Origin of the sequence: Chitinophaga polysaccharea, from assembly GCF_902150045.1 — a bacterium.
Lineage (GTDB): Bacteria > Bacteroidota > Bacteroidia > Chitinophagales > Chitinophagaceae > Chitinophaga > Chitinophaga polysaccharea_A.
Genome location: NZ_CABFVU010000002.1, coordinates 463,880 through 489,699, shown reverse-complemented (window position 1 = coordinate 489,699; position 25,820 = coordinate 463,880). Strand labels below are relative to the sequence as shown.

At 45.3% G+C, this 25,820-nt stretch carries 28 protein-coding genes; 14 read left to right on the top strand and 14 right to left on the bottom strand.

Features of this window, described 5'->3' with window-relative positions:
* Window positions 1–64 precede the first annotated feature (64 nt).
* Complete coding sequence (locus FN124_RS16585) at window positions 65–499, top strand: MarR family winged helix-turn-helix transcriptional regulator (RefSeq protein WP_142685909.1); 435 nt, start codon at window positions 65–67, stop codon at window positions 497–499.
* Between the two features lie 376 nt (window positions 500–875).
* On the opposite strand, the gene FN124_RS16580 is transcribed toward FN124_RS16585, so the two are convergent.
* The 4 genes from FN124_RS16580 to FN124_RS16565 form a co-directional block, all read right to left on the bottom strand.
* Window positions 876–1,487: a fumarylacetoacetate hydrolase family protein gene (locus tag FN124_RS16580; protein WP_142685908.1), complete on the bottom strand. Its 612-nt coding sequence runs from the start codon at window positions 1,485–1,487 to the stop codon at window positions 876–878.
* A 54-nt stretch (window positions 1,488–1,541) separates the two neighbouring features.
* A complete protein-coding gene (pth, locus tag FN124_RS16575; RefSeq protein ID WP_142685907.1) occupies window positions 1,542–2,123 on the bottom strand; it encodes an aminoacyl-tRNA hydrolase in 582 nt (193 codons plus the stop codon).
* Window positions 2,124–2,210: 87 nt separating this feature from the next.
* A complete protein-coding gene (locus FN124_RS16570) occupies window positions 2,211–2,801 on the bottom strand; it encodes a 50S ribosomal protein L25 (protein ID WP_142685906.1) in 591 nt (196 codons plus the stop codon).
* Between the two features lie 37 nt (window positions 2,802–2,838).
* Window positions 2,839–3,810: a ribose-phosphate pyrophosphokinase gene (locus tag FN124_RS16565; protein WP_142685905.1), complete on the bottom strand. Its 972-nt coding sequence runs from the start codon at window positions 3,808–3,810 to the stop codon at window positions 2,839–2,841.
* Between the two features lie 279 nt (window positions 3,811–4,089).
* On the opposite strand from FN124_RS16565, the gene radC reads away from it, so the two are divergent.
* From radC to FN124_RS16550, 3 genes are read left to right on the top strand one after another with little or no spacing between them, the layout of a single operon-like run.
* Window positions 4,090–4,797, top strand: a complete 708-nt coding sequence (gene radC, locus FN124_RS16560) for a RadC family protein (RefSeq protein WP_142685904.1) — start codon at window positions 4,090–4,092, stop codon at window positions 4,795–4,797.
* 46 nt (window positions 4,798–4,843) lie between these two features.
* Window positions 4,844–5,830 (top strand): Gfo/Idh/MocA family protein, encoded by a 987-nt coding sequence (locus FN124_RS16555; protein WP_142685903.1) that lies wholly within the window; start codon window positions 4,844–4,846, stop codon window positions 5,828–5,830.
* A 56-nt stretch (window positions 5,831–5,886) separates the two neighbouring features.
* Window positions 5,887–6,213 (top strand): hypothetical protein, encoded by a 327-nt coding sequence (locus FN124_RS16550; RefSeq protein WP_142685902.1) that lies wholly within the window; start codon window positions 5,887–5,889, stop codon window positions 6,211–6,213.
* A 30-nt stretch (window positions 6,214–6,243) separates the two neighbouring features.
* On the opposite strand, the gene FN124_RS16545 is transcribed toward FN124_RS16550, so the two are convergent.
* The 4 genes from FN124_RS16545 to FN124_RS16530 form a co-directional block, all read right to left on the bottom strand.
* On the bottom strand, window positions 6,244–6,921 hold the full coding sequence (locus FN124_RS16545) for a 2-C-methyl-D-erythritol 4-phosphate cytidylyltransferase (protein WP_142685901.1): 678 nt from the start codon (window positions 6,919–6,921) through the stop codon (window positions 6,244–6,246).
* Window positions 6,922–6,988: 67 nt separating this feature from the next.
* The gene (gene queA / locus FN124_RS16540) at window positions 6,989–8,038 is read right to left on the bottom strand and encodes a tRNA preQ1(34) S-adenosylmethionine ribosyltransferase-isomerase QueA (protein WP_079470851.1); all 1,050 of its coding nucleotides are present in this window, start codon (window positions 8,036–8,038) and stop codon (window positions 6,989–6,991) included.
* 97 nt (window positions 8,039–8,135) lie between these two features.
* A complete protein-coding gene (locus FN124_RS16535; RefSeq protein ID WP_142685900.1) occupies window positions 8,136–9,884 on the bottom strand; it encodes an ABC transporter ATP-binding protein in 1,749 nt (582 codons plus the stop codon).
* A 20-nt stretch (window positions 9,885–9,904) separates the two neighbouring features.
* Window positions 9,905–10,675 carry an AMP nucleosidase gene (locus FN124_RS16530; RefSeq protein WP_142685899.1) on the bottom strand — a complete coding sequence of 257 codons (771 nt, stop codon included), beginning with the start codon at window positions 10,673–10,675 and terminating at the stop codon, window positions 9,905–9,907.
* 132 nt (window positions 10,676–10,807) lie between these two features.
* Here FN124_RS16530 and FN124_RS16525 point away from each other — a divergent pair, with 132 nt between their 5' ends.
* Window positions 10,808–11,212 (top strand): type I restriction enzyme HsdR N-terminal domain-containing protein, encoded by a 405-nt coding sequence (locus tag FN124_RS16525; RefSeq protein ID WP_260607474.1) that lies wholly within the window; start codon window positions 10,808–10,810, stop codon window positions 11,210–11,212.
* A gap of 291 nt (window positions 11,213–11,503) precedes the next feature.
* On the opposite strand, the gene FN124_RS16520 is transcribed toward FN124_RS16525, so the two are convergent.
* The 4 genes from FN124_RS16520 to FN124_RS16505 all read right to left on the bottom strand — a co-directional run bounded on the left by FN124_RS16520 (window position 11,504) and on the right by FN124_RS16505 (window position 14,676).
* Complete coding sequence (locus tag FN124_RS16520; RefSeq protein WP_142685897.1) at window positions 11,504–12,922, bottom strand: Glu/Leu/Phe/Val family dehydrogenase; 1,419 nt, start codon at window positions 12,920–12,922, stop codon at window positions 11,504–11,506.
* Between the two features lie 44 nt (window positions 12,923–12,966).
* Window positions 12,967–13,203 (bottom strand): CcmD family protein, encoded by a 237-nt coding sequence (locus tag FN124_RS16515; RefSeq protein WP_142685896.1) that lies wholly within the window; start codon window positions 13,201–13,203, stop codon window positions 12,967–12,969.
* The gene (gene ccsA / locus FN124_RS16510) at window positions 13,200–13,862 is read right to left on the bottom strand and encodes a cytochrome c biogenesis protein CcsA (protein WP_142685895.1); all 663 of its coding nucleotides are present in this window, start codon (window positions 13,860–13,862) and stop codon (window positions 13,200–13,202) included. The genes FN124_RS16515 and ccsA overlap by 4 nt, the downstream gene beginning before the upstream one ends.
* Window positions 13,863–14,007: 145 nt before the next feature.
* On the bottom strand, window positions 14,008–14,676 hold the full coding sequence (locus FN124_RS16505; protein ID WP_142685894.1) for a heme exporter protein CcmB: 669 nt from the start codon (window positions 14,674–14,676) through the stop codon (window positions 14,008–14,010).
* A gap of 125 nt (window positions 14,677–14,801) precedes the next feature.
* Here FN124_RS16505 and accC point away from each other — a divergent pair, with 125 nt between their 5' ends.
* Entirely contained in the window at window positions 14,802–16,292 is a 1,491-nt protein-coding gene (accC, locus tag FN124_RS16500; protein WP_142685893.1) for an acetyl-CoA carboxylase biotin carboxylase subunit, read from the top strand.
* Window positions 16,293–16,368: 76 nt separating this feature from the next.
* Window positions 16,369–16,851 carry a GtrA family protein gene (locus FN124_RS16495; RefSeq protein ID WP_142685892.1) on the top strand — a complete coding sequence of 161 codons (483 nt, stop codon included), beginning with the start codon at window positions 16,369–16,371 and terminating at the stop codon, window positions 16,849–16,851.
* A gap of 35 nt (window positions 16,852–16,886) precedes the next feature.
* On the opposite strand, the gene FN124_RS16490 is transcribed toward FN124_RS16495, so the two are convergent.
* Complete coding sequence (locus FN124_RS16490; RefSeq protein ID WP_142685891.1) at window positions 16,887–17,456, bottom strand: thymidine kinase; 570 nt, start codon at window positions 17,454–17,456, stop codon at window positions 16,887–16,889.
* Between the two features lie 90 nt (window positions 17,457–17,546).
* On the opposite strand from FN124_RS16490, the gene FN124_RS16485 reads away from it, so the two are divergent.
* Window positions 17,547–18,494: a DUF8457 domain-containing protein gene (locus tag FN124_RS16485; protein ID WP_142685890.1), complete on the top strand. Its 948-nt coding sequence runs from the start codon at window positions 17,547–17,549 to the stop codon at window positions 18,492–18,494.
* Here FN124_RS16485 and FN124_RS16480 read toward each other — a convergent pair.
* Window positions 18,464–19,726 (bottom strand): 3-deoxy-D-manno-octulosonic acid transferase, encoded by a 1,263-nt coding sequence (locus FN124_RS16480; RefSeq protein WP_142685889.1) that lies wholly within the window; start codon window positions 19,724–19,726, stop codon window positions 18,464–18,466. The two genes, FN124_RS16485 and FN124_RS16480, sit on opposite strands and share 31 nt — an antisense overlap.
* Before the next feature lie 109 nt (window positions 19,727–19,835).
* Here FN124_RS16480 and FN124_RS16475 point away from each other — a divergent pair, with 109 nt between their 5' ends.
* The 6 genes from FN124_RS16475 to rfbD are packed head-to-tail and all read left to right on the top strand — an operon-like array spanning window position 19,836 to window position 25,812.
* Complete coding sequence (locus FN124_RS16475; RefSeq protein ID WP_142685888.1) at window positions 19,836–20,975, top strand: DegT/DnrJ/EryC1/StrS family aminotransferase; 1,140 nt, start codon at window positions 19,836–19,838, stop codon at window positions 20,973–20,975.
* Window positions 20,972–22,285, top strand: coding sequence for a UDP-glucose dehydrogenase family protein (locus FN124_RS16470; protein ID WP_142685887.1), 1,314 nt, complete (start codon window positions 20,972–20,974; stop codon window positions 22,283–22,285). Before FN124_RS16475 ends, FN124_RS16470 begins: the two co-directional genes overlap by 4 nt.
* Before the next feature lie 20 nt (window positions 22,286–22,305).
* On the top strand, window positions 22,306–23,250 hold the full coding sequence (locus tag FN124_RS16465; protein ID WP_142685886.1) for a UDP-glucuronic acid decarboxylase family protein: 945 nt from the start codon (window positions 22,306–22,308) through the stop codon (window positions 23,248–23,250).
* A gap of 14 nt (window positions 23,251–23,264) precedes the next feature.
* On the top strand, window positions 23,265–24,320 hold the full coding sequence (gene rfbB, locus FN124_RS16460) for a dTDP-glucose 4,6-dehydratase (RefSeq protein ID WP_142685885.1): 1,056 nt from the start codon (window positions 23,265–23,267) through the stop codon (window positions 24,318–24,320).
* A 55-nt stretch (window positions 24,321–24,375) separates the two neighbouring features.
* Complete coding sequence (rfbC, locus tag FN124_RS16455; RefSeq protein ID WP_142685884.1) at window positions 24,376–24,936, top strand: dTDP-4-dehydrorhamnose 3,5-epimerase; 561 nt, start codon at window positions 24,376–24,378, stop codon at window positions 24,934–24,936.
* Window positions 24,937–24,945: 9 nt separating this feature from the next.
* Complete coding sequence (rfbD, locus tag FN124_RS16450) at window positions 24,946–25,812, top strand: dTDP-4-dehydrorhamnose reductase (protein WP_142685883.1); 867 nt, start codon at window positions 24,946–24,948, stop codon at window positions 25,810–25,812.
* Window positions 25,813–25,820: the final 8 nt, after the last annotated feature.

The window sequence follows — 25,820 nt, the reverse complement described above, 5'->3', positions numbered from 1 at the left end:
GTGATGACGGTAAATTAAAAACAATAGTTGCCATAGCAACAGTTGCTAATGCAAATTAAATAATATGACTGATACTTTCGTCAGTAATCCATCTTTTTTTAAGCTGGATGCTACGCTCAAAAAATTACGCAACTATTGGCAAAAAACGTTTGATGCCCAACAGAAGGACATTACAGTGGATCAATGGCTGCTGATAGAGAATTTATATAAACATAAAAAAACCACGCATAATGAGCTGGCCCGTAATACTTCGAAAGATATTACCACTATTTCCCGCATTATTGAGCTTCTGGTAAAAAAGGGGCTGGTAAAAAGGGAGGCCGATGTATACGACCGGCGTAAGGTGTATTTACAGCTTACCCCTGAAGGTGTGGAAAAATATAAGGATGTGAAGTCGCTGGTGTACGATATGCGAAAAATTGGGTGGAAAACCCTGACTGAGGCGGATTACGCGGAATTAACGCGGATACTCGACACGATTTATGCAAATATTCCCTAAATCGGCATTTGTCCTGGAACACTGATTACGACGATTATACTGATTTGTTTGATTTGTTCTTGTTTGATTCTTTTTCTATACTAACACTCTGTATAGCTCCGGTATGGATACTCCCGGGTTCCGCCGTAGTTCCACCATATATACGCCATATTTGCGCCGGAGTTACCCCATATCTATAAGATATGGCTTATCTGCGGCTCACCATTATTTTAATTATCTGTCAATATTAACGGATTCCACAAATAAACGGCAATAATCGCCAAAATAAAGGGAGATGAAAGTGATTAACACCCTCATCTCCCTATATATTTAAGATCAGACCAATCAGCAAAATCAGCCTGATCACTGTTCCAAGACAAAACCCGCGGAGGCTGTGCTATTTAACAGAAAATTCCAGCAGGCTGTCATTTTCAATAAATGCTTCAAAGTTGTCTCCTATTTCTGTTGGTCCTACACCTGCGGGGGTACCGGTAAAAATGAGGTCTCCTATATTCAGGGTAAAGAAGCGGGAGATGTATGCTACCAGGAAATCGAAGGAAAACAAGAGATCCTGTGTGTTTCCTGATTGGGCCAATGCTTTGTTTTTATAAAGGCAGAAGTTAATGTCTTTTTTATCCATTTCCGGGGTGATAGGTATAAAGTTCCCTACCACGGCGGAGTTGTCGAACGCTTTGGCTATTTCCCAGGGTAATCCCTTTGCCTTTTGTTTATCCTGCAGGTCCCGTGCGGTGAAATCGATGCCTACCGAGATATGATCATAATATTTATCTGCAAATTTTTCCTGGATATGTTTACCGTTTTTACTCACCCTGAGCACCAGTTCACATTCATAATGCAGGTTGGTAGTAAATTCCGGGTAATAGAATGGGTGGCCGTTTTGCAGCAACGCATTCTTTGGTTTCATAAATAACACAGGCTCTGTGGGCACTTCATTCTTTAATTCCCTGGCATGGTCGGCGTAATTCCTGCCTACGCAAATAATTTTCATAATGCGTTTGTTTTTAAGGTATAAAAAAAGGAGATAGGGATCAGATGAACAAATTTATTTCACAGATGGGAAGGTCAGTTTATTACTGTCGTTCATGGTACGGGCAATGCCAATACTGGCAAAGCTTTCAATAATATCCGAACATTTCCATATTTTCTCTTCCACTATCCGTTCTTCCGTGTTTTTCCATTTACTGAGCACAAATTCCACCTGGCGGCCTTTGGGATAGTTGTTTCCTACGCCGAAGCGAAGGCGGGGGTACTGATTGGTACCCAGGGATTCCTGGATGCTTTTCAGTCCGTTATGACCGGCATCACTTCCTCCGGGGCGTAAGCGGAGCACATCCAGCGGCAGGGCAAGGTCGTCCAGGATTACGAGCAGGTTCTCCATGGGGATCTTTTCCTTATCCAGCCAGTATTTTATGGCCTTACCGCTCAAATTCATGTAAGTGGTAGGCTTAATAACAATAAATGTTTTGCCTTTCCATTTACATTCTGCCACATCAGCCAGGCGATCGTTCCTGAAAGTGGCCTTATGCCTGGCCACAAAATCATCTACCACGTCAAAGCCTATATTATGACGGGTATGCTTGTATTCGTCGCCAATATTGCCTAATCCTGCTATTAAGTATTTCATGAGCGTCGTTTTCGGAGCTGGAGATTTCCAAAATTAAAAAGCCCCTCTAAAAGTAGAGAGGCTTTTTGGAAAAATATATCTAAAAGATTATTTCTTTTTAGCATCTTTTTCAGCAGTTGCTTCTTCCTGGCGCAGCTGACGGGTCATTACCACTGAAGCGATAGGAATACGCGGAGAGTTGGTAATTTCAATACCTTCCAGTTTCACGTCTTCTACACGGATGTTTGCGTTCAGTTCCAGGTTATCGATGTTCACTTCGATATTTTCAACCAGGTGCTTAGGTAACGCTTTTACCTTCAGTGCCTTCAGTTTGCTAACCAGCTTACCACCGGCTTTAACACCTACGGAAGAACCTACCAGTTTGATTGGAATAGTAACAGATACCTGTTTGTCTTCCACCAGTTCCATAAAATCAACGTGAGCGAGTGCATCAGTAACTACATCGAACTGCAGATCTTTCAATACGCATCTGTAAGTTTTAGCACCCAGTTTAATTTCTGCAATCTGGAAAGCTGCAGTGTAAACCAGTGATTTGAATGCTTTGGCAGGAGCTGAAAAATTAACAGTTTCTGCACCCCCATAAATAACGCAAGGCACTTGTTCCTCAGAACGGATCTGGCGGGTGGCTTTTTTGCCGAATTCGCTCCTGAGTTGTCCTTCGATGGTTATTGTGTTCATTGTTTAGACAATTTATATTGATGATTAAAAATACTTATTAGGCCTCTCCCCGGCGGTGGCTGTGAATAAACAGGCTGGTGATCGATTTGTTTTCATGCATATTACGGATGGCTACCGCAAAAAGCTCTGCAACAGATATCACTTTGATCTTGGAACCTGCTCCCTGTGGTTTGATAGGAATGGTATCACATACCACTATCTCCTCCAGCACTGATTTCTCGATATTTTCGTACGCATTTCCACTGAAAACAGGATGGGTACAAAATGCACGTACACTTCTTGCGCCTTTTTCCTTTAACAGGTTAGCGGCTTTTGAAAGTGTTCCCGCAGTATCACAGATGTCATCAATGAGCACTATATCCCTGTTAGTCACATCTCCTATCACTACCATAGATGCTATTTCATTGGCACGTTTACGATGTTTGTCGCAAATAACCATCTCAGCATTAAAGTAAGACGCTACTTCACGTACCCTATTGGTACTACCTACGTCAGGGGACGCAAAGGTAAGGTTTTCCAGTCTTAAATTCTCTATATAAGGAATAAAAATAGCTGAACTATCCAGGTGGTCTACCGGGATATCAAAGAAACCCTGGATCTGCGGAGCATGTAAATCCATGGTTATCACCCTGTTAGCTCCTGCGGAGGTAAGCAAATTTGCCACCAGTTTAGACCCGATAGCCACACGGGGCTTATCTTTTCTATCCTGGCGCGCATATCCGAAATAGGGTATTACAGCAGTGATATAGCCGGCAGAAGCACGTTTGGCGGCATCTATCATCAACAGCAGTTCCAGAAGGTTATCTGAAGGAGCACTGGTTCCCTGGATCAGGAAAACATAATCGCCCCGGATACTTTCCAGGAATACAGGCTGGATCTCGCCGTCGCTGAATTTCTGAATTTTTACTTTGCCAAGACCGCCATTAAGACCCTTGCCATATTTCTTGGCAATTTTCTCGGCCAATGCCGGATTACTGTTGCCGGTGAAAATTTTTACTGAAGGTTGCATACTAGATACTAGTGGAAAAGAGGTTGCAAAACTAGGATTTTTGGGAGTACCAGCCTGATTTTTTTTCAAATACAAAATACATATCTGCTAAAGATCAACTATAAATAACACATTATCATAACGTTTAAAAAGGTAAAGCGTCCCGAAAAATTCCCATAACGATTGGTTTTACCGAATATAATGATTTTATAATGATCTGCTGGTATAAGTAAAGAAAAATGTGTTTGGGTTGCGGAAGGTCTCATGATAGGTTCGTATATTTGGATAAATGGAATAAGTATGTTTGTTAACGTTAACCCGGCTCCCCACCTGGCTATTCGTAAATGGCCTGAAAATGAAAAGCCCAGAGAAAAACTAATCAATATTGGCGCGTTTGCTCTAAGCGATGCAGAACTGCTGGCCATACTGCTTCACACGGGGCATAAAAGCAAATCAGCCCTGGAACTGGCAAAGGAAATCCTCCGGCTGGCCGATAATAACCTTGCAGAACTGGGGAAAATAAATGTAAAAAAACTGCAAAAACTTCGCGGAGTGGGTTATGCAAAGGCCGTTACCATACTGGCGGCTATGGAACTGGCCCGCAGGCGGCAGGCTGGCAGTATCCATAAAAAAACAGTGATCAACAGTGGGTCAGACGCTGCCCTGTTTTTCAAACCCATGCTTGCAGACAAGCCCTTTGAAACATTTCACGTATTATTCCTCAGCAATGCCAATAAAGTGCTCGGCTACCGCCATCTCAGCACAGGCGGTATCACCAGCACTGTAGTGGATCCCCGTATCATTTTCCGGGAAGCGCTCGATACAGGCGCCACTAAGCTATTACTCTGTCATAACCACCCATCCGGCAGCCTACGCCCCAGCCAGGCAGATCTCCGGATCACCAGCAGGATAAAAGATATGGGAATGCTCTTCGATATACAGGTAATGGACCATATCATTGTGTCCGAAACCGGCTATTACAGCCTTGCGGAAGAAGGGATGATATAAATCCCGAAATGTGTTTTACTTTCGCACATATTTATTCATTTTCCATATGCTCAAAATAGGACTCTTCGGCGTAGGACATTTAGGTAAGATACACCTCTCTCAACTGGCCACTATGAAAGATATAGAAGTTGTAGGCTTCTATGATCCCAACAATGCAAATGCAGCCAGCATCTCAGAGCAATATAATATTCCACGGTATACTACCGCGGAAGAACTGATACAGTCGGTAGATGCCATCGATATTGTGGCCCCTACCACCCTGCACTTCAAATTATGTGAACTGGCCATCCGCAATGGCAAACACATATTCGTGGAAAAGCCCATGACCAACACCATGGATGAAGCCAAAACACTGGTAAAGCTGGTAGAAGAAGCGAATATCAAATTCCAGGTAGGTCATGTGGAAAGATTTAATCCTGCTTATCTTGCCCTCAAAGGATACGATCTTAAGCCCATGTTCATTGAAGTACACCGCCTGGCAGAATTCAATCCCCGCGGTACAGATGTGAGCGTTATCCTTGATCTCATGATCCATGACATCGACATTGTGCTGAGCATCGTGAAATCTACCGTTAGCCGTATTTCCGCCAGTGGCGTGGCTGTTATGAGCGACACACCGGATATTGCCAACGTACGCATCGAATTCCATAACGGCTGTGTGGCCAATCTCACTTCCAGCCGGATTTCCCTGAAAAAGATGCGCAAAATGCGTCTCTTCCAGAAAGATGCCTACATCGGCATCGACTTCCTCGATAAGAAAACAGAGATCATTAAACTCAAAACACCGGAAGACGAAGGCTTATTCACCCTGGATATTGAAACCAACAGCGGCAAAAAAACTATTGCTATTGATAACCCGGAAATAAAGCAATCCAATGCCATCCGGATGGAACTGGAAATGTTCCGCGACAGCATCCTGCAAAATAAGCCGGTAGCCGTTAATGCCATAGATGGCCTCCAGGCAATGGATGTAGCCCACCAGATCCTGGCAAAAATAAATAAGGGGTTGTCTGAAACTGCTTCTGCTAAATAATTAATACCTGTAACAAACGCTGCTGTCAGTCCGTCTCCATATAACAACAATCATATATGAAACGAATTCTTTTTGTACTGACAGCGGCGCTGCTCATGACTTCCTGTTTCCATGACCCTCCTGTCATATCTCAATACATGTGGCATTACGAAACCCTTTGCAATGATCCCTGGGGAAAAGCGCTCTCCACCAACAGCGATACAGTATCTGCCTGGCTTACCAAACAAAAAATCAAATTTGAACATGTAACTATCCGGGGACAAATATTTCCGGCTGCGGCAAATCACACCAACTGTGATACCCTTACTACCCGGCGGATTGAGGCAGATATTATGCTGGAAGACACCGCAAAAGCAAGAGCAGCCGGCTTCACCAGCAGGTAACATTATTTCATATACCCGTTACCGTGCCCACTATCCCCGTTGCTCCAGCAGTACTGCTGCAATCGCAAGATCGAGCGGCCGGGTGATCTTAATATTGGATTCTTCACCCTGCAGCAAATGCACGGGATGCCCTAAACGCTCCACAACGGTAGCTTCATCTGTAAATAACGGATCATAGGGCAGTTCAAAGGCTGGCAGGATCAATTCTGAAAGGAAAGTTTGCGGCGTCTGGATAATCCTGAAACGATCACGGTCCACAGCAGCATTACTACCGGCTGATATCTCCCGGATACTATCTTTCATTTCAATTACCGGAACAGCACTGCCATAGGCCAGGGCGGCTTCATAACAGGCACGGATCAACGTAGTGGATACCAGCGGGCGAACGCCATCGTGTACAAATACCACGGAAGGCTGCTTTACCAGCTGCAACCCGTTCTTTACAGAATGGAAACGGGTATCTCCTCCTTTTGTGATGGTGATATGCGGCAGGTTATCAAAAGCCTGCAACAGGTGATTGGCGAAAGTAAAATGCGCTTCAGGCAGTACCAGCACTATCTCCATATCCGGAAACGCAGCCGCAAAAGCAGCAATGGTATGATACAATACGGGCTTGCCGGATAGTTCCAGGAACTGTTTGGGGACAGCACTCTGCATCCGGGTACCGGACCCGCCGGCAACGATGATAGCAACTTTTTTATATTCCATATAAAAAGATCGGGGATTTCCTTATCCAGTAGGCTGAATAAGAAAATCCCCGAAAAATGCTTTGTAATTAAACGATCAGCATGGCATCGCCATAACTGAAGAAACGGTATTTCTCTTTAATCGCCTGCTGATAAGCCTCCATGATCAGGTCATATCCTGCAAAAGCACAGGTCATGATGAGCAGGCTGGTTTTTGGCAGGTGGAAGTTTGTTACCAACGCATTTGGAATAGCAAAATCATACGGCGGATGAATGAATGTGTTAGTCCATCCTTCAGCAGCTTTCAGGTGGTTTTGCGCAGTTACGGAAGACTCAACAGCACGCACGGAAGTAGTTCCGATAGCACAGATCTTGCGGTTTTCCTCTTTGGCCTTGTTCACCACTTTCACAGCGTGTTCTTCAATATGAAAATACTCCGCGTCCATTTTGTGCTTGCTCAGGTCTTCCACCTCAATAGGACGGAAAGTACCTAAACCAGTGTGCAGGGTTACTTCTGCAAACTTAACACCCTTAATTTCCAAACGTTTGATCAACTCACGGCTAAAGTGCAAACCTGCAGTAGGTGCAGCTACAGCGCCTTCATATTTGGCATACACAGTCTGGTAACGCTCCTTATCTTCATCTTCCGGTTTACGTTTGATATACTTAGGCAACGGAGTTTCACCCAGCTGATCAAGCACCTGTTTGAATTCTTCGTCATTACCTTCGAATAAGAAACGGATAGTACGGCCTCTTGATGTAGTGTTATCAATCACTTCTGCCACCAGCGTCTCGTCGTCGCCAAAATACAATTTGTTGCCCACACGGATTTTACGTGCCGGGTCAACAATTACATCCCACAGTCGGTTTTGCTTGTTCAGCTCACGCAGCAGGAATACTTCAATTTTTGCTCCTGTTTTTTCTTTACGGCCATATAACCTTGCAGGAAACACCTTTGTATTGTTCACAATCATTACATCCTTATCGTTAAAATAACCAAGGATGTCTTTGAATACTTTGTGCTCAATTTTGCCGGTATTGCGATGTACCACCATTAAACGTGATTCATCTCTTGTCTTGGTAGGGTGCTGGGCGATCAGATTTAAAGGAAGATCGAATTTGAACTGTGATAGTTTCATATTACGGTATGAATAAATTTTTAGAGGTGCAAAGTTACCGATTATTATCTACATCATCAAAAATGATATTAAATAATAATAGACAACCAGTTATATATTATATTCCTTTAGGAATGGCTGCTATCAGCTGTTGGGTATAAGGATTTTCGGGGTGATTGTATACCTTGTCGGCTGCGCCCTGTTCTACAATCTTCCCTTTTTGCATCACCATCATCCGGTCGCTGATAAACCTTACCACTGAAAGATCGTGCGAAATAAAGATACAGGTAAACCCCAGCTCCTCGCGTAGCCGGATCAGCAGGTTAAGAACCTGGGCCTGCACACTTACGTCCAGCGCCGCTACAGATTCATCACAGATAATAAAAGACGGTTCTACTGCCAGCGCCCTGGCAATTACCACCCGTTGCCGCTGCCCGCCGGAAAACTCATGGGGGTACCGGTTAAAATGCTCCGGCAACAGGTTTACCTTCTCCAGTAATTCCAGCACCCTGGCTTTCCGCCGTTGCTCTGTATTGTAAAGCCCGTGTACCATCATTGGCTCCAGTATGGCGGCGCCAATGGTTTTCCGTGGATTCAGCGAAGCATAAGGATCCTGAAAAATAAGCTGCATATCCTTTCGCAGCGCTCTCATTCCGGCTGCAGATAAACTTCGTATATCCTGGCCTTTATAAACAATACTTCCGGCAGTTGGTTCTGCAAGCCTTAACAACGACCGTCCCAGGGTAGTTTTACCGCAGCCGGATTCACCTACCAGGCCCATTGTTTCACCAGTCATTACCTGGAAACTCACATCATCTACCGCCCTGACCCATTGCAGCACCTTACCGGTAATACTTCTTTTTACCGGGAACCAGGTTTTCAGCTGATGCACTTCCAGTAATGGTACAGCTAAGGCCAGTTGTTGCTCCCGCTGCTTCAGGACTGCTTCGGGTATTACCAGCGACTGCATCACATCGCGGATGGCGCCGGCTTTTTCGTGTATCTGTCCACGTGAGTCCGTTTCCATAAAATCCCGGATCACCGGTAACCTGCTCAAACGTTTATCCAGTGGGGGCCTGCAAGCCAGTAAGCCCTTGGTATACGGGTGCTGCGGATGCAGAAACACTTCTTTAACCGTTCCCTCTTCCACAATATTCCCTTTATACATCACCACTACCCTTTCCGCTATTTCTGCTACCACGCCTAAGTCGTGCGTAATAAAAATAACGCTCATATCCATCTGCTGCTGCAATTCCCGGAGTAGCTCCAGGATAGCCTTCTGCACAGTAACATCCAATGCCGTGGTGGGCTCATCGGCAATCAGCAGGCGGGGATGACAGGAAATGGCCATCGCTATCATGACCCGTTGTTTTTGTCCGCCGGAAATTTCATGGGGATAACGGTTCATCATCCCGGCAGGATCGGGCAGTTTTACTTTTTCAAAAAGCGATATCACTTCTTTCCGGGCATCCTGGCGGCTTACGCCGGTATGCAAACGGATAGCCTCGGTAATCTGCTCCCCGCAGGTATGCAGGGGGTTCAGTGCCGTCATGGGTTCCTGGAAAATCATGGCAATTTCATTGCCCCGGTAACTCCGCATGGTAGCGTCGGGCAATTGCAGCAGGTTTACTGCTGTTTCCTCTGAAGCCTGGTAAAGGATCTTTCCGCCGGAAATGGCGCCAGGCATATCGATCAGGCGCATGATGGAGAGGGCGGTAACGGATTTTCCGGAACCGGATTCTCCTACTACGCCTACTATTTCACCCTTACCTACAGAAAGGGAAATCTGATTAACAGCTGTTGCTGATGTTTGTCCTGACCTGAAAGTTACCTCCAGGTCCTGTATCTCTACCCGCGTGGAAAGCATACCCGGAAGATACAACAATTCTAAAAACGCAGGTGCTTCACGGTTTGGTGGCTTTCAATCAGCTTCTGTAAGGAATCGATCCCTACTTTAAGATGGCGTTCCACGAACTTGTTGGTTACCTTTTTGTCGCTTTCTTCCGTTTTTACGCCTTCCGGCACCATCGGCTGATCGGAAACCAGTAATAAAGCCCCGGTAGGAATCTTATTAAAGAAGCCCACAGAAAAGATGGTGGCTGTTTCCATATCTACCGCCATTGCCCTTATCCTTTCCAGGTATTGTTTGAACGTGGCATCGTGCTCCCATACCCGCCTGTTGGTGGTATAGCAGGTACCGGTCCAATAGTCGTAACCGGAATCACGGATAGTAGTGGAAATAGCTTTCTGTAAAGCAAATGCAGGCAACGCAGGCACTTCCGGAGGAAAATAATCGTTACTGGTACCTTCGCCACGGATAGCAGCAATGGGTAATATCAGGTCGCCGATGTTGTTCTTCTTTTTTAAACCTCCGCATTTACCAAGGAATAGCACGGCATTGGGAGAGATGGCAGACAGCAGGTCCATTACTGTTGCAGCGCCCGGACTTCCCATACCAAAGTTAATAATGGTAATGTCGCCTGCAGTGGCACATTGCATAGGCCTGCCTGCACCAACGATTCCCACGTTGTTCCATTCGGCAAACATTGTTACGTAATTACTGAAGTTGGTGAGGAGGATATGGGATCCGAACCGATCCAGTTTCTCACCCGTGTAGCGGGGCAGCCAGTTAGCTACAATTTCGGCTTTTGTCTTCATAGCTTTTTGACAAGCAAATATAAGGTTTTGTTCGCTAACCCCAATATTATCCTAATGTGACTATCTTCGCAGCAGTATAAAAGCAATAATCTCTTGATCGCTATCAGCTTCCCCCCACCCGATTTTAAAATTATGAGAGAAGGCGGCAAAGAGCTCATCTTTGACCGCTTCCGTAAAAAATATGTGGCGCTCACGCCGGAAGAATGGGTAAGACAAAACTTTCTGAATTACCTGGTAAAGGTGTTGGAATACCCGGCCTCCCTGATAGGTATTGAAAAGGAAATTTTTTTGGGAGAGATGAAGAAGCGATACGACATCGTTATCTACAACCGTGCAGCACAACCCTGGATGCTGGTGGAATGCAAGGAAATGAATGTGCCGCTTACCGAGCATACCATGCAACAGGTGATTCGCTATAACATGGTGATCCCGGCTACCTACCTGGTGATCACTAATGGCGTGAACACGTTCTGTGGCAACTATGTAGCTACCGAAAGCAAATGGCGGTTCCTGCGCGAGTTACCGGCGTTTGTGTGAGCGCCTTCGGCGCTTGTCTTGGAACACTGATTACGCTGATTATGATGATTAGTTTGATTTTATTTTTTGGGGTTTTATAGAGGATTTAAGGGAGATAAGAGTGGAATGCTTTTATCTCCCTTTATTATTTCCATTCTAAAAATTTGTTTTTATAAAAAACTTAAGGGAGATAAAAGCATTCGCTTCAATCTCCCTCAACTATTTTCAAATTCCAAATAAAATCAAACTAATCATCATAATCAGCGTAATCAGTGTTCCAAGACAAGCGCCGAAGGCGCTCCCTCTGCTGCATCAAGGGAAAATACCCAGTTGCTCGTAAGCGGCACCTACTTTATTAATGGCCACTACATAAGCAGCTGTACGCATATCATGGATCAGTGGATTGGCCATCATTACGTCGCGCACTTCGTGAAGCGCAGCGTGCATGGTTTCTTCCAGGCCGGAATATACCAGGTCCACTTCATCAGCACCATGCGCAATGAACTTCCGCTCTTTATCAGATACTTTTTTACCGGTCAGATCCTCGATGGTTTGCAGGATGTGAATGTTCATATTTTCGTCGAAGCGCTTGCCCAAACGGCCATAACGCACGTGACTGAGGTTTTTCAGCCATTCGAAATAGGATACAGTTACACCACCGGCATTCAGGAACATATCCGGCACAACGATCACTCCTTTCTTGTTCAGGATTTCGTCTGCTTCCGGTGTTAAAGGACCATTGGCGGCTTCACCGATGATCTTTGCTTTAACGTTTGGCGCATTGTGCTTGTCTATTACATTTTCCAATGCCGCAGGGATCAGGATCTCGCAATCCAGTTCCAGGCCGTCCGTGTTCTTATTCAGGTTGGTAGCGCCTGCGAAATTAACGATTGAGCCGGTAGCTTTTTTGTGCATCAGCACTTCGTCGGGGTTCATTCCCTGTTCGTTATAGATAGCGCCGTCCCACTCGATCAGGCAGATCACTTTGGCGCCTGCTTCGTGGAAGTATTTGGCAGCATGATAACCTACGTTACCCATTCCCTGCACAATTACTCTTTTTCCTTCTATACCAGTAGTAAGACCAAGACGGTCCATGTCTTCCTTGATATTGCACAGTTCGCGCAAACCATAGAACACGCCTAAGCCGGTTGCTTCCGTACGACCGCGCACGCCGCCCTGTGATACAGGTTTACCGGTAACGCAGCCATAACCATCTATTTCGCCCGGGCGTAAGCTCATATAAGTATCCAGGATCCAGCTCATTTCTCTTTCACCGGTACCATAATCAGGAGCGGGAACATCTGTGCCGGGGCCAATAAAGTTTTTCTTTACCAGTTCCGCGGTATAACGACGGGTGATCGCTTCCAGCTGGAAAGGTGTATAGTTGCGGGGGTTGATTTTCAAACCACCTTTGGCACCACCAAAAGGAACGTTTACAATGGCGCATTTATAGGTCATCAGGGATGCCAGTGCCATTACTTCATCCTGGTTTACTTCATCGCTGAAGCGGATACCACCTTTACAGGGAAGTTTATGATGTGAATGTTGTACGCGGTAAGCTTCAATTACCTGTACAGAATCGCCTATTCTCACCGGGAATTTAATCTGGTAAACGGCGTTGCAGGCTTTGATCTGCTCCAGGATACCTTTATCCCATTTGGTGAATGCAGCTGCTTTGTCGAAGCTTTTCTCCACGCTCTGGAAGAAGCTATAATGCTGATCTTGCGGCATAAATTATTGTTTTGGTATAACGATAGATTTTAAACGCTTCTGTGTCAATTATTTCTGTCTTTTTCTTCCAGCTTACCAATTTTCCTGTCGAGATTGATAAGAAATAACACAATTCCTAAGAAGATGATCACTAAAACACCGACAATAACATAAATTTTATCGTTGCTGCGGAAGAATTCGTTGACCGGTCCTTTCTCTGTATTCTGCTGTTGTGCACTTGCCAGTACCGAAATGAATAGCAAAACCATGGTCAGGCAAAATGAAAACGCTCTGTTGATCATTTAAAAATATTTTTAAGCTGTAATTTCCTGTAACGTACTACCAGCGTGAATATCCACACACTCAGCAGGGTCCAGCCAATAAAGGCGGGATACAACACCAGCTTCATGGATCCATCGGTGTCTTTTGATGCAAAACCTGGTGTGGTAGCACTTCCCGGGTGCAGGGAATCCACCATACGGGGAATGATATAGGTTAGTGGTATCAGCAAGGCAAAGGCAAAAATGTTGAAAACTGCGGATATCCGTGCCCGTTTGTCCAGGTCGTGTATGGATATGCGCAATACCAGATAAGCCATATAAATAAGAATGGCAATGGCTGTGCACATCTGTTTGGGATCGTCTGTAAGCGTTCCTCCCCAGGTGTAGGTAGCCCAGAGCGTACCCGTTGCAAATCCCAATACGCCAAAGAAAGTGCCTACTCCGGCAGCGCTGGAGGCAATTACATCTTTCTTCAGATCATATTTCGACAGATAAAGCAAAGAGTTGACGAGAGATATGGTATACATAGTATACATACATATCCACATCGGTACGTGAAAGAACAATCCGCGGGATGATTGTCCGTTGGTTCCTATTATAGGTATTTTAACAGTGAACCCGGCGATAATTACATATAAAAGAAGCAGTATCGCTAATGCTTTCCACCAATGTCTGGCCATTTTTTAATAGCTATATTCGGGGGCAAACCTACAGGTTTTAAACCTAATCACAAAGATTTTCGGGGATTTTAAGTTTATCCAACGGCTGTAATTCCCTGTTAAATATCCTTTACAGAAGTGAGCTTTTTGTTTGATATTTCTAATATCAGTCTTTCCACAAAAACGGGAAAAGTATCATTGTCAGGGCTATAACCAGTATATCCATCCCTCCCAGCAGGAGGAACATCTTGGGAAGTTCGGGCTGGTATACTGTTACGAAAGCCGACAAAGAGATATTGGCCAGCAGCATCAGTACCGGCATAATGAGCGGGAATCCCATCACCGCCATCAGCGCGGCATTGTGATTGGCTTGGGCGGCAATAGCCGCCAGCATGGTAAACAGGAGGGAAATACTGGTACCTCCAAGTAGCACCATTCCCACAAAATAAACGGGATTGATAATGGGATTCCCCAGGAAAGCAATGCTGCAAACCAGGGCGATGATGCTCATGAGGGTCATCAGAATCACATTATAGATCAGTTTTGCCGCGATAAAGCAACGCGGATTCACCAGGGAATAGAAATACAACAGCCGTCCACGGCTTTCCTGCATAAAGCTCTTGGCCACTGCATTTACTGCTACAAAAAGCTGTATCACCCAGAAAAGGGCGTTCCATACCTTATCGTCAGGCCGTCCCATCATCAGGTTAATAACGAAGACGGTAGACACGATATAGAGCAATACCCCATAAAAGGCATACTGCTGGCGGAGTTCCAGTGTAAGATCCTTTTTTACAAGGGTGAATGTCTGGTGCAGAGGGTTGCTTTTTTTCATGATCAGGCGCAAAGATAGCTAATCACAATTAGCTTTCAGCCGTTACTCATTTTTAAGTATATTTAGCCCCTCATTAAAAAATGACATCCCCATAGCAAAGGGGCCTTTTTAAAAGCAAACTGCCGATGAAGAAAATTCTGGTTGCCAATAGGGGAGAAATTGCATTACGTATTATGCGTTCTGCACGTGAAATGGGGATACAAACAGTGGCGGTGTATTCCGAGGCTGATCGTACCATGCCTTTTGTACAATATGCAGATGAAGCCGTTTGCATTGGTCCTGCTCCCTCCAATCAGTCGTACCTGCTGGGCGAAAAAATAATTGCCGCAGCTATTGAAAAAGGTGCGGATGGTATTCACCCCGGTTATGGATTCCTGAGTGAAAATGCCCGCTTTGCACAACAGGTAACTGATGCCGGCATTACCTTTATTGGCCCCTCGGCAGCTTCCATCGAGGTAATGGGAAGCAAGCTGGCAGCCAAACAGGCCGCGCAGAAATTCGGTGTACCGATGGTGCCTGGTACTGAAACGCCCTTACGCAGCGTGGAAGAAGCCCGGGAAGTAGTAAAGAAAACAGGTTTCCCTATCCTGATCAAAGCTTCCGCCGGTGGTGGAGGTAAAGGAATGAGAGTAGTGAACAATGCCGAAGAATTGGATGAACAGATCAGGATGGCTAAAAGTGAAGCCCTTAGCGCTTTTGGTGATGATGCTGTATTCATAGAAAAATATGTGGGCTCCCCACGCCATATAGAAATACAGATACTGGGCGACCGCCATGGTAATTGTGTGTATTTATTTGAAAGGGAATGTTCTATTCAAAGACGCCACCAGAAGCTGATTGAAGAAGCGCCCTCCTCCTGTCTTACGCCAGCAATCCGCGCGGCCATGGGACAATGTGCAGTAGATGTAGCCAGGGCCTGTGATTATTATGGGGCCGGTACTGTAGAATTCCTGGTGGATGAGCAGCTGAATTTTTATTTTCTCGAAATGAACACACGGCTGCAGGTAGAGCACCCGGTAACGGAGCTGATTACCGGCCTCGACCTTGTGAAGGAACAGATAAAAGTAGCCCGAGGCGAAAAATTGTCCTTTACCCAGGATAGTCTTAAAATAAACGGCCATGCCATTGAACTGCGCATCTGTGCCGAAGATCCGGCCAATAACTTCCTGCCCGATACCGGTAAACTGGAAACTTATATCCGTCCGCAGGGCTATGGTGTAAGAGTAGACGACGGATATGAACAGAGAATGGACATTCCAATCTATTATGATCCTATGATTGCCAAGCTTATCGCCTGGGGCAGCAACCGCGAGGAAGCAAGGCTGCGCCTGATCCGTGCCATCGGGGAGTACCAGGTAAAGGGGATCAAAACCACGCTGCCTTTTGGCCATTGGGCTTTACAGCAGCCCGCATTCATTGAAGGAAACTTCGACACCAATTTCATCAATAAATATTTTACGCCACAGTCGCTGCTCACAGACGAAAAAGACATCAATAAACTGGCCGCCATACTGGCTGCATATGTGTGGCAGCAAAACAATATAAATTTACAGGAAGCGACCATCAGCAGCAATCCACGTGAATCGGCCTGGAAAAAAAGGAATATGTTAAGATAAGCCCAAACAGTTGTTAACTTTCGTTAAAGTGTTTTCAAAAAACGCTAAAACGTCTAACTTTGCGCCAATTTTAATTATGTTACGTAACATCATTTTACAGATCCTGCAATTCTTTTACCAGCCCTTTTCCAAGGTGATGCCCTGGCAAACCTTCCGCTACCTCGCGTGTGGCGGGGGCAATACGGTATTGGATATAGCACTGTACTCAATATGTTATAACCTTGTATTGCATAAGCAAATTGTTCACCTGGGCGCTATTGATATGAGCGCGCATATTGCCGCCCTTTTTATGGCAATGGCCGTTACGTTCCCTACCGGTTTCCTTCTCAGCAAATATGTAGTGTTTTCTGAATCCAATTTAAGGGGACGCGTACAATTGTTCCGGTACTTTATGCTGGTAGGTATCTGTATTCTGCTGAACTATTTATTTATGAAGATATTTGTGGACCAGCTTCACTTCTATCCTACCATTGGTAAAATATTTACCACTGCGCTGGTGGTAACTTTCAGTTACCTTACCCAGAAGAAATTTACTTTCAAGGTGAAACAACAGGTATAAAAGAAAGAGGAAGGTCGGCGACCTTCCTCTTTCTTTTATACCTCCTCATAATAACAATGCCTGCATCTCGGCTCATACAAATCCTTCTCTCCCAATAACAACGTTTCTTTAGATGCCGATTTGCGGTAAGAATAATTGGCGATATGCCCGCACTTTACACAAATGGCGTGCAGCTTGGTAATGTAATCTGCCTTTGCCAGCAGAAAAGGCATCTGGCCAAATGGTTTTCCTGTATAATCCATATCCAGCCCGGCGATGATAACACGTACTCCACGAAGTGCCAGCTGGTCGCATACATTAGGTAACTCGTCGTCGAAAAACTGTGCCTCGTCAATACCCACTACATCTACTTCCTGGGCAAGCAGCAATATCTGTTGGGAATTTTCTATCGGGGTGGAAATGATCTTATTTTCATCGTGAGAAGTGATGCTTCCTTCATCATAGCGGGTATCTACCGCGGGTTTGAATATTTCCACTTTCAGATTGGCGATACGCACCCGTTTGAGCCGGCGGATCAGTTCTTCGGTTTTCCCTGAAAACATAGAGCCGCAAATAACTTCAATCCAGCCCCTCCGCCCTCCTGCAAGAGAAGGTTCAATAAACATATTATACTAATTTGATTACTAATTAATTAAAATATTCTAATTTTATGAAAATAAAATAATTTCAATCACTAACCCGTTAACAATTAAGGCATGGAAAAAATTAATGCATTAATTGATAAACTGCAGGAATTAAAAAATTCCGGGGCTGAGCTTTCAGCAATTTCGTACTACGCGCAATTGCTCCAGGCAGAGGTGCTGCATGCGCGCAACAAGCTGCATCAGCAACAGGTACAGTCCACCCAGGGAAATATCGCGGTAATTATGCCGGCACAGCAACCTGTGGCTGTAACAATGCCCGCAGCTGCTGCGCCGCAAACTACAACATTACCTTCAAATAAACCGGCGGAAGCACCTGTTGCCTCCCCTGAACCAGAAGAAGTGAATGCCCGTGCGGCAAAACAAAATGATGTACCTACCCGTAACACTGTAATAATCTCTGAAGATATTAACACCCGCGCCGCAAAGGCAGAAGCCCCTTCAACAAACGAACAGGCGGCAACGCCAACGGCATCACCTGCGGAAATACCTCCTGCGGCAGACCTGGTTCCGCCTAAGCCAGAACCGGTGGTAACAGCGCAACCTCTTCCCACGCTGGTAGTAAACCAACCGGCAGCGGAAAAGCCCAGGTCCACGCCTGCAGCCACCTTGTTTGATGATATCCCGCCTGCAAAAGATACAGCATCCTCCGGTAACGGTGAGCTTAGAAAAGATCTCAACGAACTTGTTGGCAGTACCGGTACATCATTAAACGACCGTTTACGTCAGCAACAGGTTGAGGTAGCACAAAAGCTCGGGGAAATGCCTATTAATGATCTCCGCCAGGCCATTGGCATCAACGATAAATACCAGTTTATCCAGGAGCTGTTCAGGGGCGACCGTGACCTGTACGAACGTTCTATTAAAACCATTAATGAATTTGGTAATCTCCGGGAGGCCGACTACTGGATACAGCGTGAAATAAAAATTATACAGGGCTGGGAAGATGACAATCACCTGGTGCAGCACTTTTATTCATTGCTGAGAAAGCGTTTCTCCTGAATATAATCCAATACTTTTTGGGTGGCGCCTTTATTAGCCGCCACATAATTCCCAGCAATGGCCGCCACATTGGAATAAGACGTTGTGTCTGCCAGCAACCTTTCCATATAAGTGTGGAGGTTTCTATAATTATGTACCACCAATGCTCCGCCTGCCGACACCAACTCTACTGCTTCGAAATACTTCGCAAACCCGGGTCCTATGATCACCGGCTTGCTGTAAACCGCCGGTTCCAGTACATTATGTATACCATCTTTGCCGAAGCCGCCGCCTACGTAAGTAATGAAAGCGTACCGGTAAAGCGTAGTGAGCATACCGATATTATCTATGATCAACACATCAGATCCGTTACCGCCCCCATTCTTCAACCTCGAAAAAAGTTGCGCCCCCGGAAATAATGCCAGGATCGACTGGATGTGGCTATCATGAATTTCATGTGGGGCAAGGATGAGCTTTATGCCGGTTTCTCCCTTTTCTTTCCACCAGTCGCTCAATACTTTTTCATCAGCCGGCCAGGTGCTACCCGCCACAATCAACCTGCTTTCTCCGGAAAAAACGGAAATTTCAGGCAATTCCCGGTGTTCATTCAGTAATGCAGCTACCCGGTCGAAGCGGGTATCACCACTAACACTGCAGTTTTGAAGCCCTATTCCGCGGAGCAGTTCCAGCGAGGCATCATTCTGTACAAAGATGTGTGTGAGCTGCCGCAGGAGGCGCCGGAACATATTTCCGTATCCCTTAAAAAATACCTGGTCGGGGCGGAAAATACCTGATACCAGCAATGTTGGAATATTCCGCTGATAGAGGGCGGTAAGATAGTGATACCAGAATTCATATTTTATGAAGATAGCCAGGGTGGGCTGAATAATATCCAGGAAATCGCGGGCATTTCGGCTGGTATCCAGGGGCAGGTAATACACATAATCGGCGCCCTTGTAATCTTTCCGTACCTCGTATCCGGAGGGCGAAAAAAAAGTTAACAGGATTTTATACGAGGGCCAGGTAGTACGAATAGCTTCCAGTACGGGTCTTCCCTGTTCAAATTCGCCCAGTGAGGCAGCATGGATCCATATCACCGGGTGAGTGCCAATACCATCCTGTTGCATGCGCAACCGCCAGTTCTGCCGGCCTTCCAGCCAGCGGCTGGCTTTGGCTTTCCCTGCAAATGCAGCCAGGTGTACCCCCGCTTTATATAATTGAAGCCCGGCATTATAAATTCCTTTTGCTATCATTCTCCTGCGTACTTTTACTTAATTTTCAGCTGAATGCAAAGATAATCCCCATCCAATCCCAAAATTTGTAAATTTGCACACTTTAAACAAAATAAAAATATACGATCATATGGTTCCTATTCAGATGGTGGACTTGAAACGCCAGTATACAAAGATTAAATCACAGGTGGATGCAGCCATCGGCGAAGTGCTGGATAGTTCCGCTTTTATTAATGGTGGTGCGGTTCAAAAGTTTAGCAGCGAACTGCAATCGTACCTGGGAGTAAAACATGTGATCCCGTGTGCAAATGGTACAGATGCGCTTCAAATTGCCATGATGGCGCTCGAACTGGAACCAGGTGATGAAGTAATAACTCCCTCTTTCACTTTTATAGCTACGGCTGAAGTAATAGCCCTGCTGCAGCTGAAACCTGTTTTTGTGGATGTGGACCCTAAAACATATTGTGTAGATATAGCGGCTGTAGAAAAGGCAATTACACCCAAAACCAAAGCCATTGTGCCGGTACATTTATATGGTCATGTAACGGATATGAAGCCGCTGATGGCATTGGCAGCAAAACACAAACTGTATGTGATTGAAGATAATGCGCAGGCGATAGGTGCTGATTATACTTTTGCCGACGGCACAAAGAAAAAGGCCGGTACCATCGGGCATATTGGCTGTACTTCTTTCTTCCCGTCCAAGAACCTGGGTTGTTACGGAGATGGCGGTGCTATTTTCACCAACGACGACGACCTGGCGGCAAAGATCCGCATGGTGGCCAATCATGGCCAGTCTGCACGTTATTATCATGATGTGGTAGGTTGTAATTCCCGTCTCGATTCCGTACAGGCTGCTGTATTACGCATCAAACTTCCTTTGCTGGATGAATATATTACAGCGCGTCGTGCAGTAGCAGACGCTTATGATGCTGCATTTGCAGATATTCCACAGATAACAACACCTTACCGCGCCCCTTACAGTTACCATGTATTTCATCAATACACTCTGCAGCTGAATGGCGCCGACAGGAATGAACTGCAAAAATACCTGGCAGAAAAAGAAGTTCCTGCGATGATCTACTATCCTGTTCCTGCTCACCGCCAAAAAATGTTCGAGCACTTCGGCGGCGCAGCTTTTGATCTCCCCGTAACCGATAATCTCACCACCAAGGTGATTTCCTTGCCAATACACACTGAAATGGATCCCGATCAGCTGGAATATATTATCCAGTCAGTTAAATCATTTTTAAACAATCTCCCCACATGAAGATTACAGTAGTAGGAACCGGTTATGTAGGTCTCGTGACCGGTACCTGTTTTGCCGAAACAGGAAATGATGTCACCTGCGTAGACATTGACGCCAACAAAGTAAAAAAGCTTTCTTCAGGCCAGATCACCATTTACGAGCCTGGGCTTGAAAAATTATTTGAGCGGAACTTAAAGGAAGAGCGTTTATTCTTTACCACCAGCCTGGAAGAGGGCATTAAAGATGCTGAAGTGATTTTCCTGGCACTACCCACACCACCAGGGGCGGATGGCGCAGCTGACCTTTCCTTCGTGTTAAATGTAGCAGAGCATCTGGGTAAGATCATGACAGATTACAAGGTAATTGTTGATAAAAGCACTGTACCAGTAGGTACAGCCGAAAAAGTAACTGCTGCCATCGCTCAAAATTGCAAAACTCCGTTTGACGTGGTTTCCAACCCTGAATTTTTGCGGGAAGGTGTAGCAGTAGATGATTTCATGAAACCAGACAGGGTGGTGATCGGTACAATGTCCGAAAGAGCGAGAAAAGTAATGGGTGAGCTATATGCTCCTTTTGTGAGACAGGGAAATCCCATTCTGTTTATGGATGAGAAATCTGCAGAGCTTACCAAATATGCCGCCAACTCCTTCCTGGCTACAAAGATTTCCTTCATGAACGAAATTGCGGTGCTATGCGAGAAACTAGGTGCTGATGTGGATATGGTACGCAGAGGCATTGGTAGCGACGATCGTATTGGTAAGCGTTTCCTTTTCCCTGGCATCGGTTACGGAGGCAGTTGCTTTCCTAAAGATGTACAGGCGCTGGTAAAATCATCAGAGGATGCCCAGTATGAATTTAAGATCCTGAATGCCGTAATGGATGTAAATGAAAATCAGAAGTTATTCCTTCTTCCTAAAATAAAAAATTTCTTTAAAAACGATCTGAAGGGCAAACACTTTGCTTTGTGGGGGCTTGCCTTCAAACCTAATACAGATGATATCAGGGAGGCACCAGCATTGTATATCATTGATGCCTTACTCGCTGAAGGAGCCACTGTAAGCGTTTTTGATCCTGAAGCTATGGCAAACGTAAAACAGGTACTTGGGGATAAGATTAAATATGCAGATCATCAATACACTTGCCTGGAAAATGCAGATGCCCTGATCATTGCAACTGAGTGGAGTGTGTTCAGAACTCCCGACTTCAATAAGATATCAGCCAGTCTTAATAACCAGGCTATTTTTGATGGCAGAAACCTTTTTGAGGTGTCCCGTATGAAAGAACTCGGCTATCATTATGAAAGTGTAGGACGCATACCGGCTACTTTGTAACTATTATTTATACCTGACATATGGAAAAGAAAAGAATACTCATTGCAGGTGCTGCCGGATTTCTGGGGTCTCACCTTTGCGACCGGTTCATAAAGGAAGGATTTCATGTAATTGGCATGGATAACCTTCTTACCGGCAATATCAAAAATATTGAACACCTTTTTCCGTTGCCGGAATTTGAATACTATCATCACGATGTCACCAAGTTTGTGCATGTTCCCGGCAAACTTGATTACATATTGAACTTTGCATCCCCGGCTAGTCCGATCGACTACCTGAAGATGCCTATCCAGACGCTGAAGGTAGGATCACTGGGCACGCATAACCTATTGGGACTGGCAAAGGAAAAAAAAGCGCGTATCCTTGTAGCATCTACATCCGAGGTGTACGGAGATCCGAATGTGCATCCACAACCTGAAGAATACTGGGGAAATGTAAACCCCGTTGGCCCGAGAGGAGTATATGATGAAGCCAAAAGATTCCTGGAATCCATTACAATGGCCTATCATAATTTCCATGGTGTTGAAACGCGTATCATTCGTATCTTCAATACTTACGGTCCCCGTATGCGGCTTAATGACGGACGTGCATTGCCTGCATTTATGAGCCAGGCACTGAATGGACAGGACCTGACCGTATTTGGCGACGGTAGCCAAACCCGTTCATTCTGCTATGTAGACGACCTGGTGGAAGGTATTTACCGCTTACTGTTAAGCGACTACCATCTGCCGGTTAATATCGGTAACCCACAGGAAATTACCCTGAACCAGTTTGCAGAAGAGATCATTGCATTAACAGGTTCCAAACAAAAAATTGTTTATCATCCATTACCCAAAGATGATCCCAAACAACGGCAGCCGGACATTACCAAGGCCCGCACCCTGTTAGGCTGGGAGCCCAAAGTAGGCAGGCAGGAAGGGTTAAAAATTACCTACGAATATTTTAAAGAGGCCTTATTAAAATAAAATTTTTCTCTGGAATGAAGCGGACATTATTAATTACTGGCGGCGCCGGGTTTATTGGCTCTCATGTAGTACGGTTATTTGTCAATAAATATCCTGATTATCAGATTGTAAATCTTGATGCTCTCACCTACGCTGGTAACCTGGAAAATCTGGTGGATGTAAAAGATAAACCGAATTACATTTTTGAAAAAGGTGATATCACAGATGAAGCGTTCATTGATGAGCTTTTCGCCAGGTATCAGTTTGATGGGGTGATTCACCTCGCCGCAGAAAGCCATGTGGACCGCTCCATCATGGATCCGCTGGCATTTATTAAGACAAATGTGCTCGGCACTGCAGTATTGCTGAACAATGCGCGGAAACACTGGAAAGATAACATGAGCGGAAAACTGTTCTATCATGTGTCTACCGATGAAGTGTACGGATCACTGGGCGATGAAGGATTTTTCCTTGAAACTACCGCCTATGACCCGCGTTCGCCCTATTCCGCTTCAAAAGCCAGCTCGGATCATTTTGTAATGGCTTATTATCACACTTATCATTTGCCGGCTGTTATTTCCAATTGCTCCAATAACTATGGATCTCACCATTTCCCCGAAAAGCTGATCCCGCTGGCTATTCACAATATCAAAAATAATAAGCCGGTGCCGGTTTATGGAAAAGGTGAAAATATTCGCGACTGGTTGTTTGTAAATGACCATGCCCGCGCAATCGATACTATTTTCCATCACGGGAAAATAGGTGAAACCTATAATGTAGGCGGATTCAACGAATGGAAAAATATTGACCTGATTCAATTACTGTGCAAGATCATGGATAAAAAACTGGGGCGGCCTGAAGGCACCTCTGCACAGCTGATCACTTTTGTAAAAGACAGGGCAGGACACGATCTCCGTTATGCTATTGATGCTACCAAGCTCAATAAAGAACTGGGCTGGGAGCCTTCTCTCCAGTTTGAAGAGGGGCTGGAAAAAACAGTAGACTGGTACCTGGAAAATGAAGCCTGGCTCAACAATGTTACCAGCGGAAATTACCAGCAATACTATAACGAACAATATCAAAAAAGATAGTGATGCCGCAGTTAGCCTAAAAACTAACTGCCCATTGCTTTTATAGCTATTACACATGCCTTTTCAACAAACCGGGATACCCGACCTGTTAATTTACGAGCCCAAAGTTTTTGGCGATCACCGTGGTTATTTTTTTGAAAGTTACAATGCCAATACCTTCAGCGCCGAAGGTATTGAGTACAAATTTGTACAGGACAACCAGGCCCGCTCTACCTACGGGGTACTCCGTGGGCTTCATTATCAGCTGGAGCCTTATGCACAAACCAAACTGGTAAGGGTACTGGAAGGAAGTATTATCGATGCCGTTGTAGATATCCGTAAGGGATCTCCTACCTATGGTAAATCCTTTGCGATAGAACTCAGCGCCAGCAATAAATTACAACTGCTGGTACCTAAAGGGTTTGCACATGGTTATGCGGTGATCAGCCAAACAGCAGAAGTTATGTACAAATGCGATAACTTCTACCATAAAGGCAGCGAGGGAGGAATTATTTATAACGACCCCTCTCTTGGTATTGATTGGGGCATTAACCTGGATGATGCCATCGTTTCCGAAAAGGACCTGATCCTCCCCACACTGGCAAACATTCAACATAATTTTATTTTTAACAGCTGATCATTTGCTATGAAGAATATTCTTGTTACCGGCGGAAATGGCCAACTAGGACAAGCCCTGCAAAAAGTAGCAGGCGATTATCCGCAATTCAACCTGTTATATACCGATTACCAGGACCTGGATATCACTGATGCAGACGCCCTGGCAGCCTATTTTTCTGCACAGCAGATCGATGCATGTATTAACTGCGCAGCATATACGGCAGTGGATAAAGCTGAGGAAGAGGAAGACAAGGCATTTCTGCTGAACTTCCAGGCAGTACTGGGTTTGGCTGAAATATGCGCACAACATAAGGCACAACTGGTGCATATATCCACGGATTATGTGTTCAGTGGCAAACAGAATGTGCCTTATACTGAAAACGATGAAACTGATCCGGAAAGCATCTACGGTGCCTCCAAAGTACGTGGCGAGGCAGCTGCAGCAGGCTACAATCCAGATACTATTATATTGCGGACCTCCTGGCTTTACTCTGAATACGCGGTTAACTTCGTAAAAAGAATGCGGCAGCTGATGCAGGAAAAACAGGAACTGAATGTGGTTTTCGATCAGGCCGGCACCCCTACCTATGCGGGAGACCTGGCCAAAGCCATCCTGGATATATTGCAATACAAGGCAGCTAATCCCGAAACTGCCATTGGTGGTGTATATCATTACAGCAACGAAGGCGTTACCAGCTGGTTCGACTTCGCCGTGGCTATCAAAGAAATGACGAACGCCACTACTGCTATCTACCCCGTTACATCCGATAAGTATAAAACAGCTGCCAAACGCCCCGCATACAGCGTATTGAATAAGGAAAAAATTAAAAGCACTTTTGGCCTCAACATCCCTTACTGGAGGGATAGCCTGGCCAAATGCCTGAAAAATAGCTAAAAGGAAAG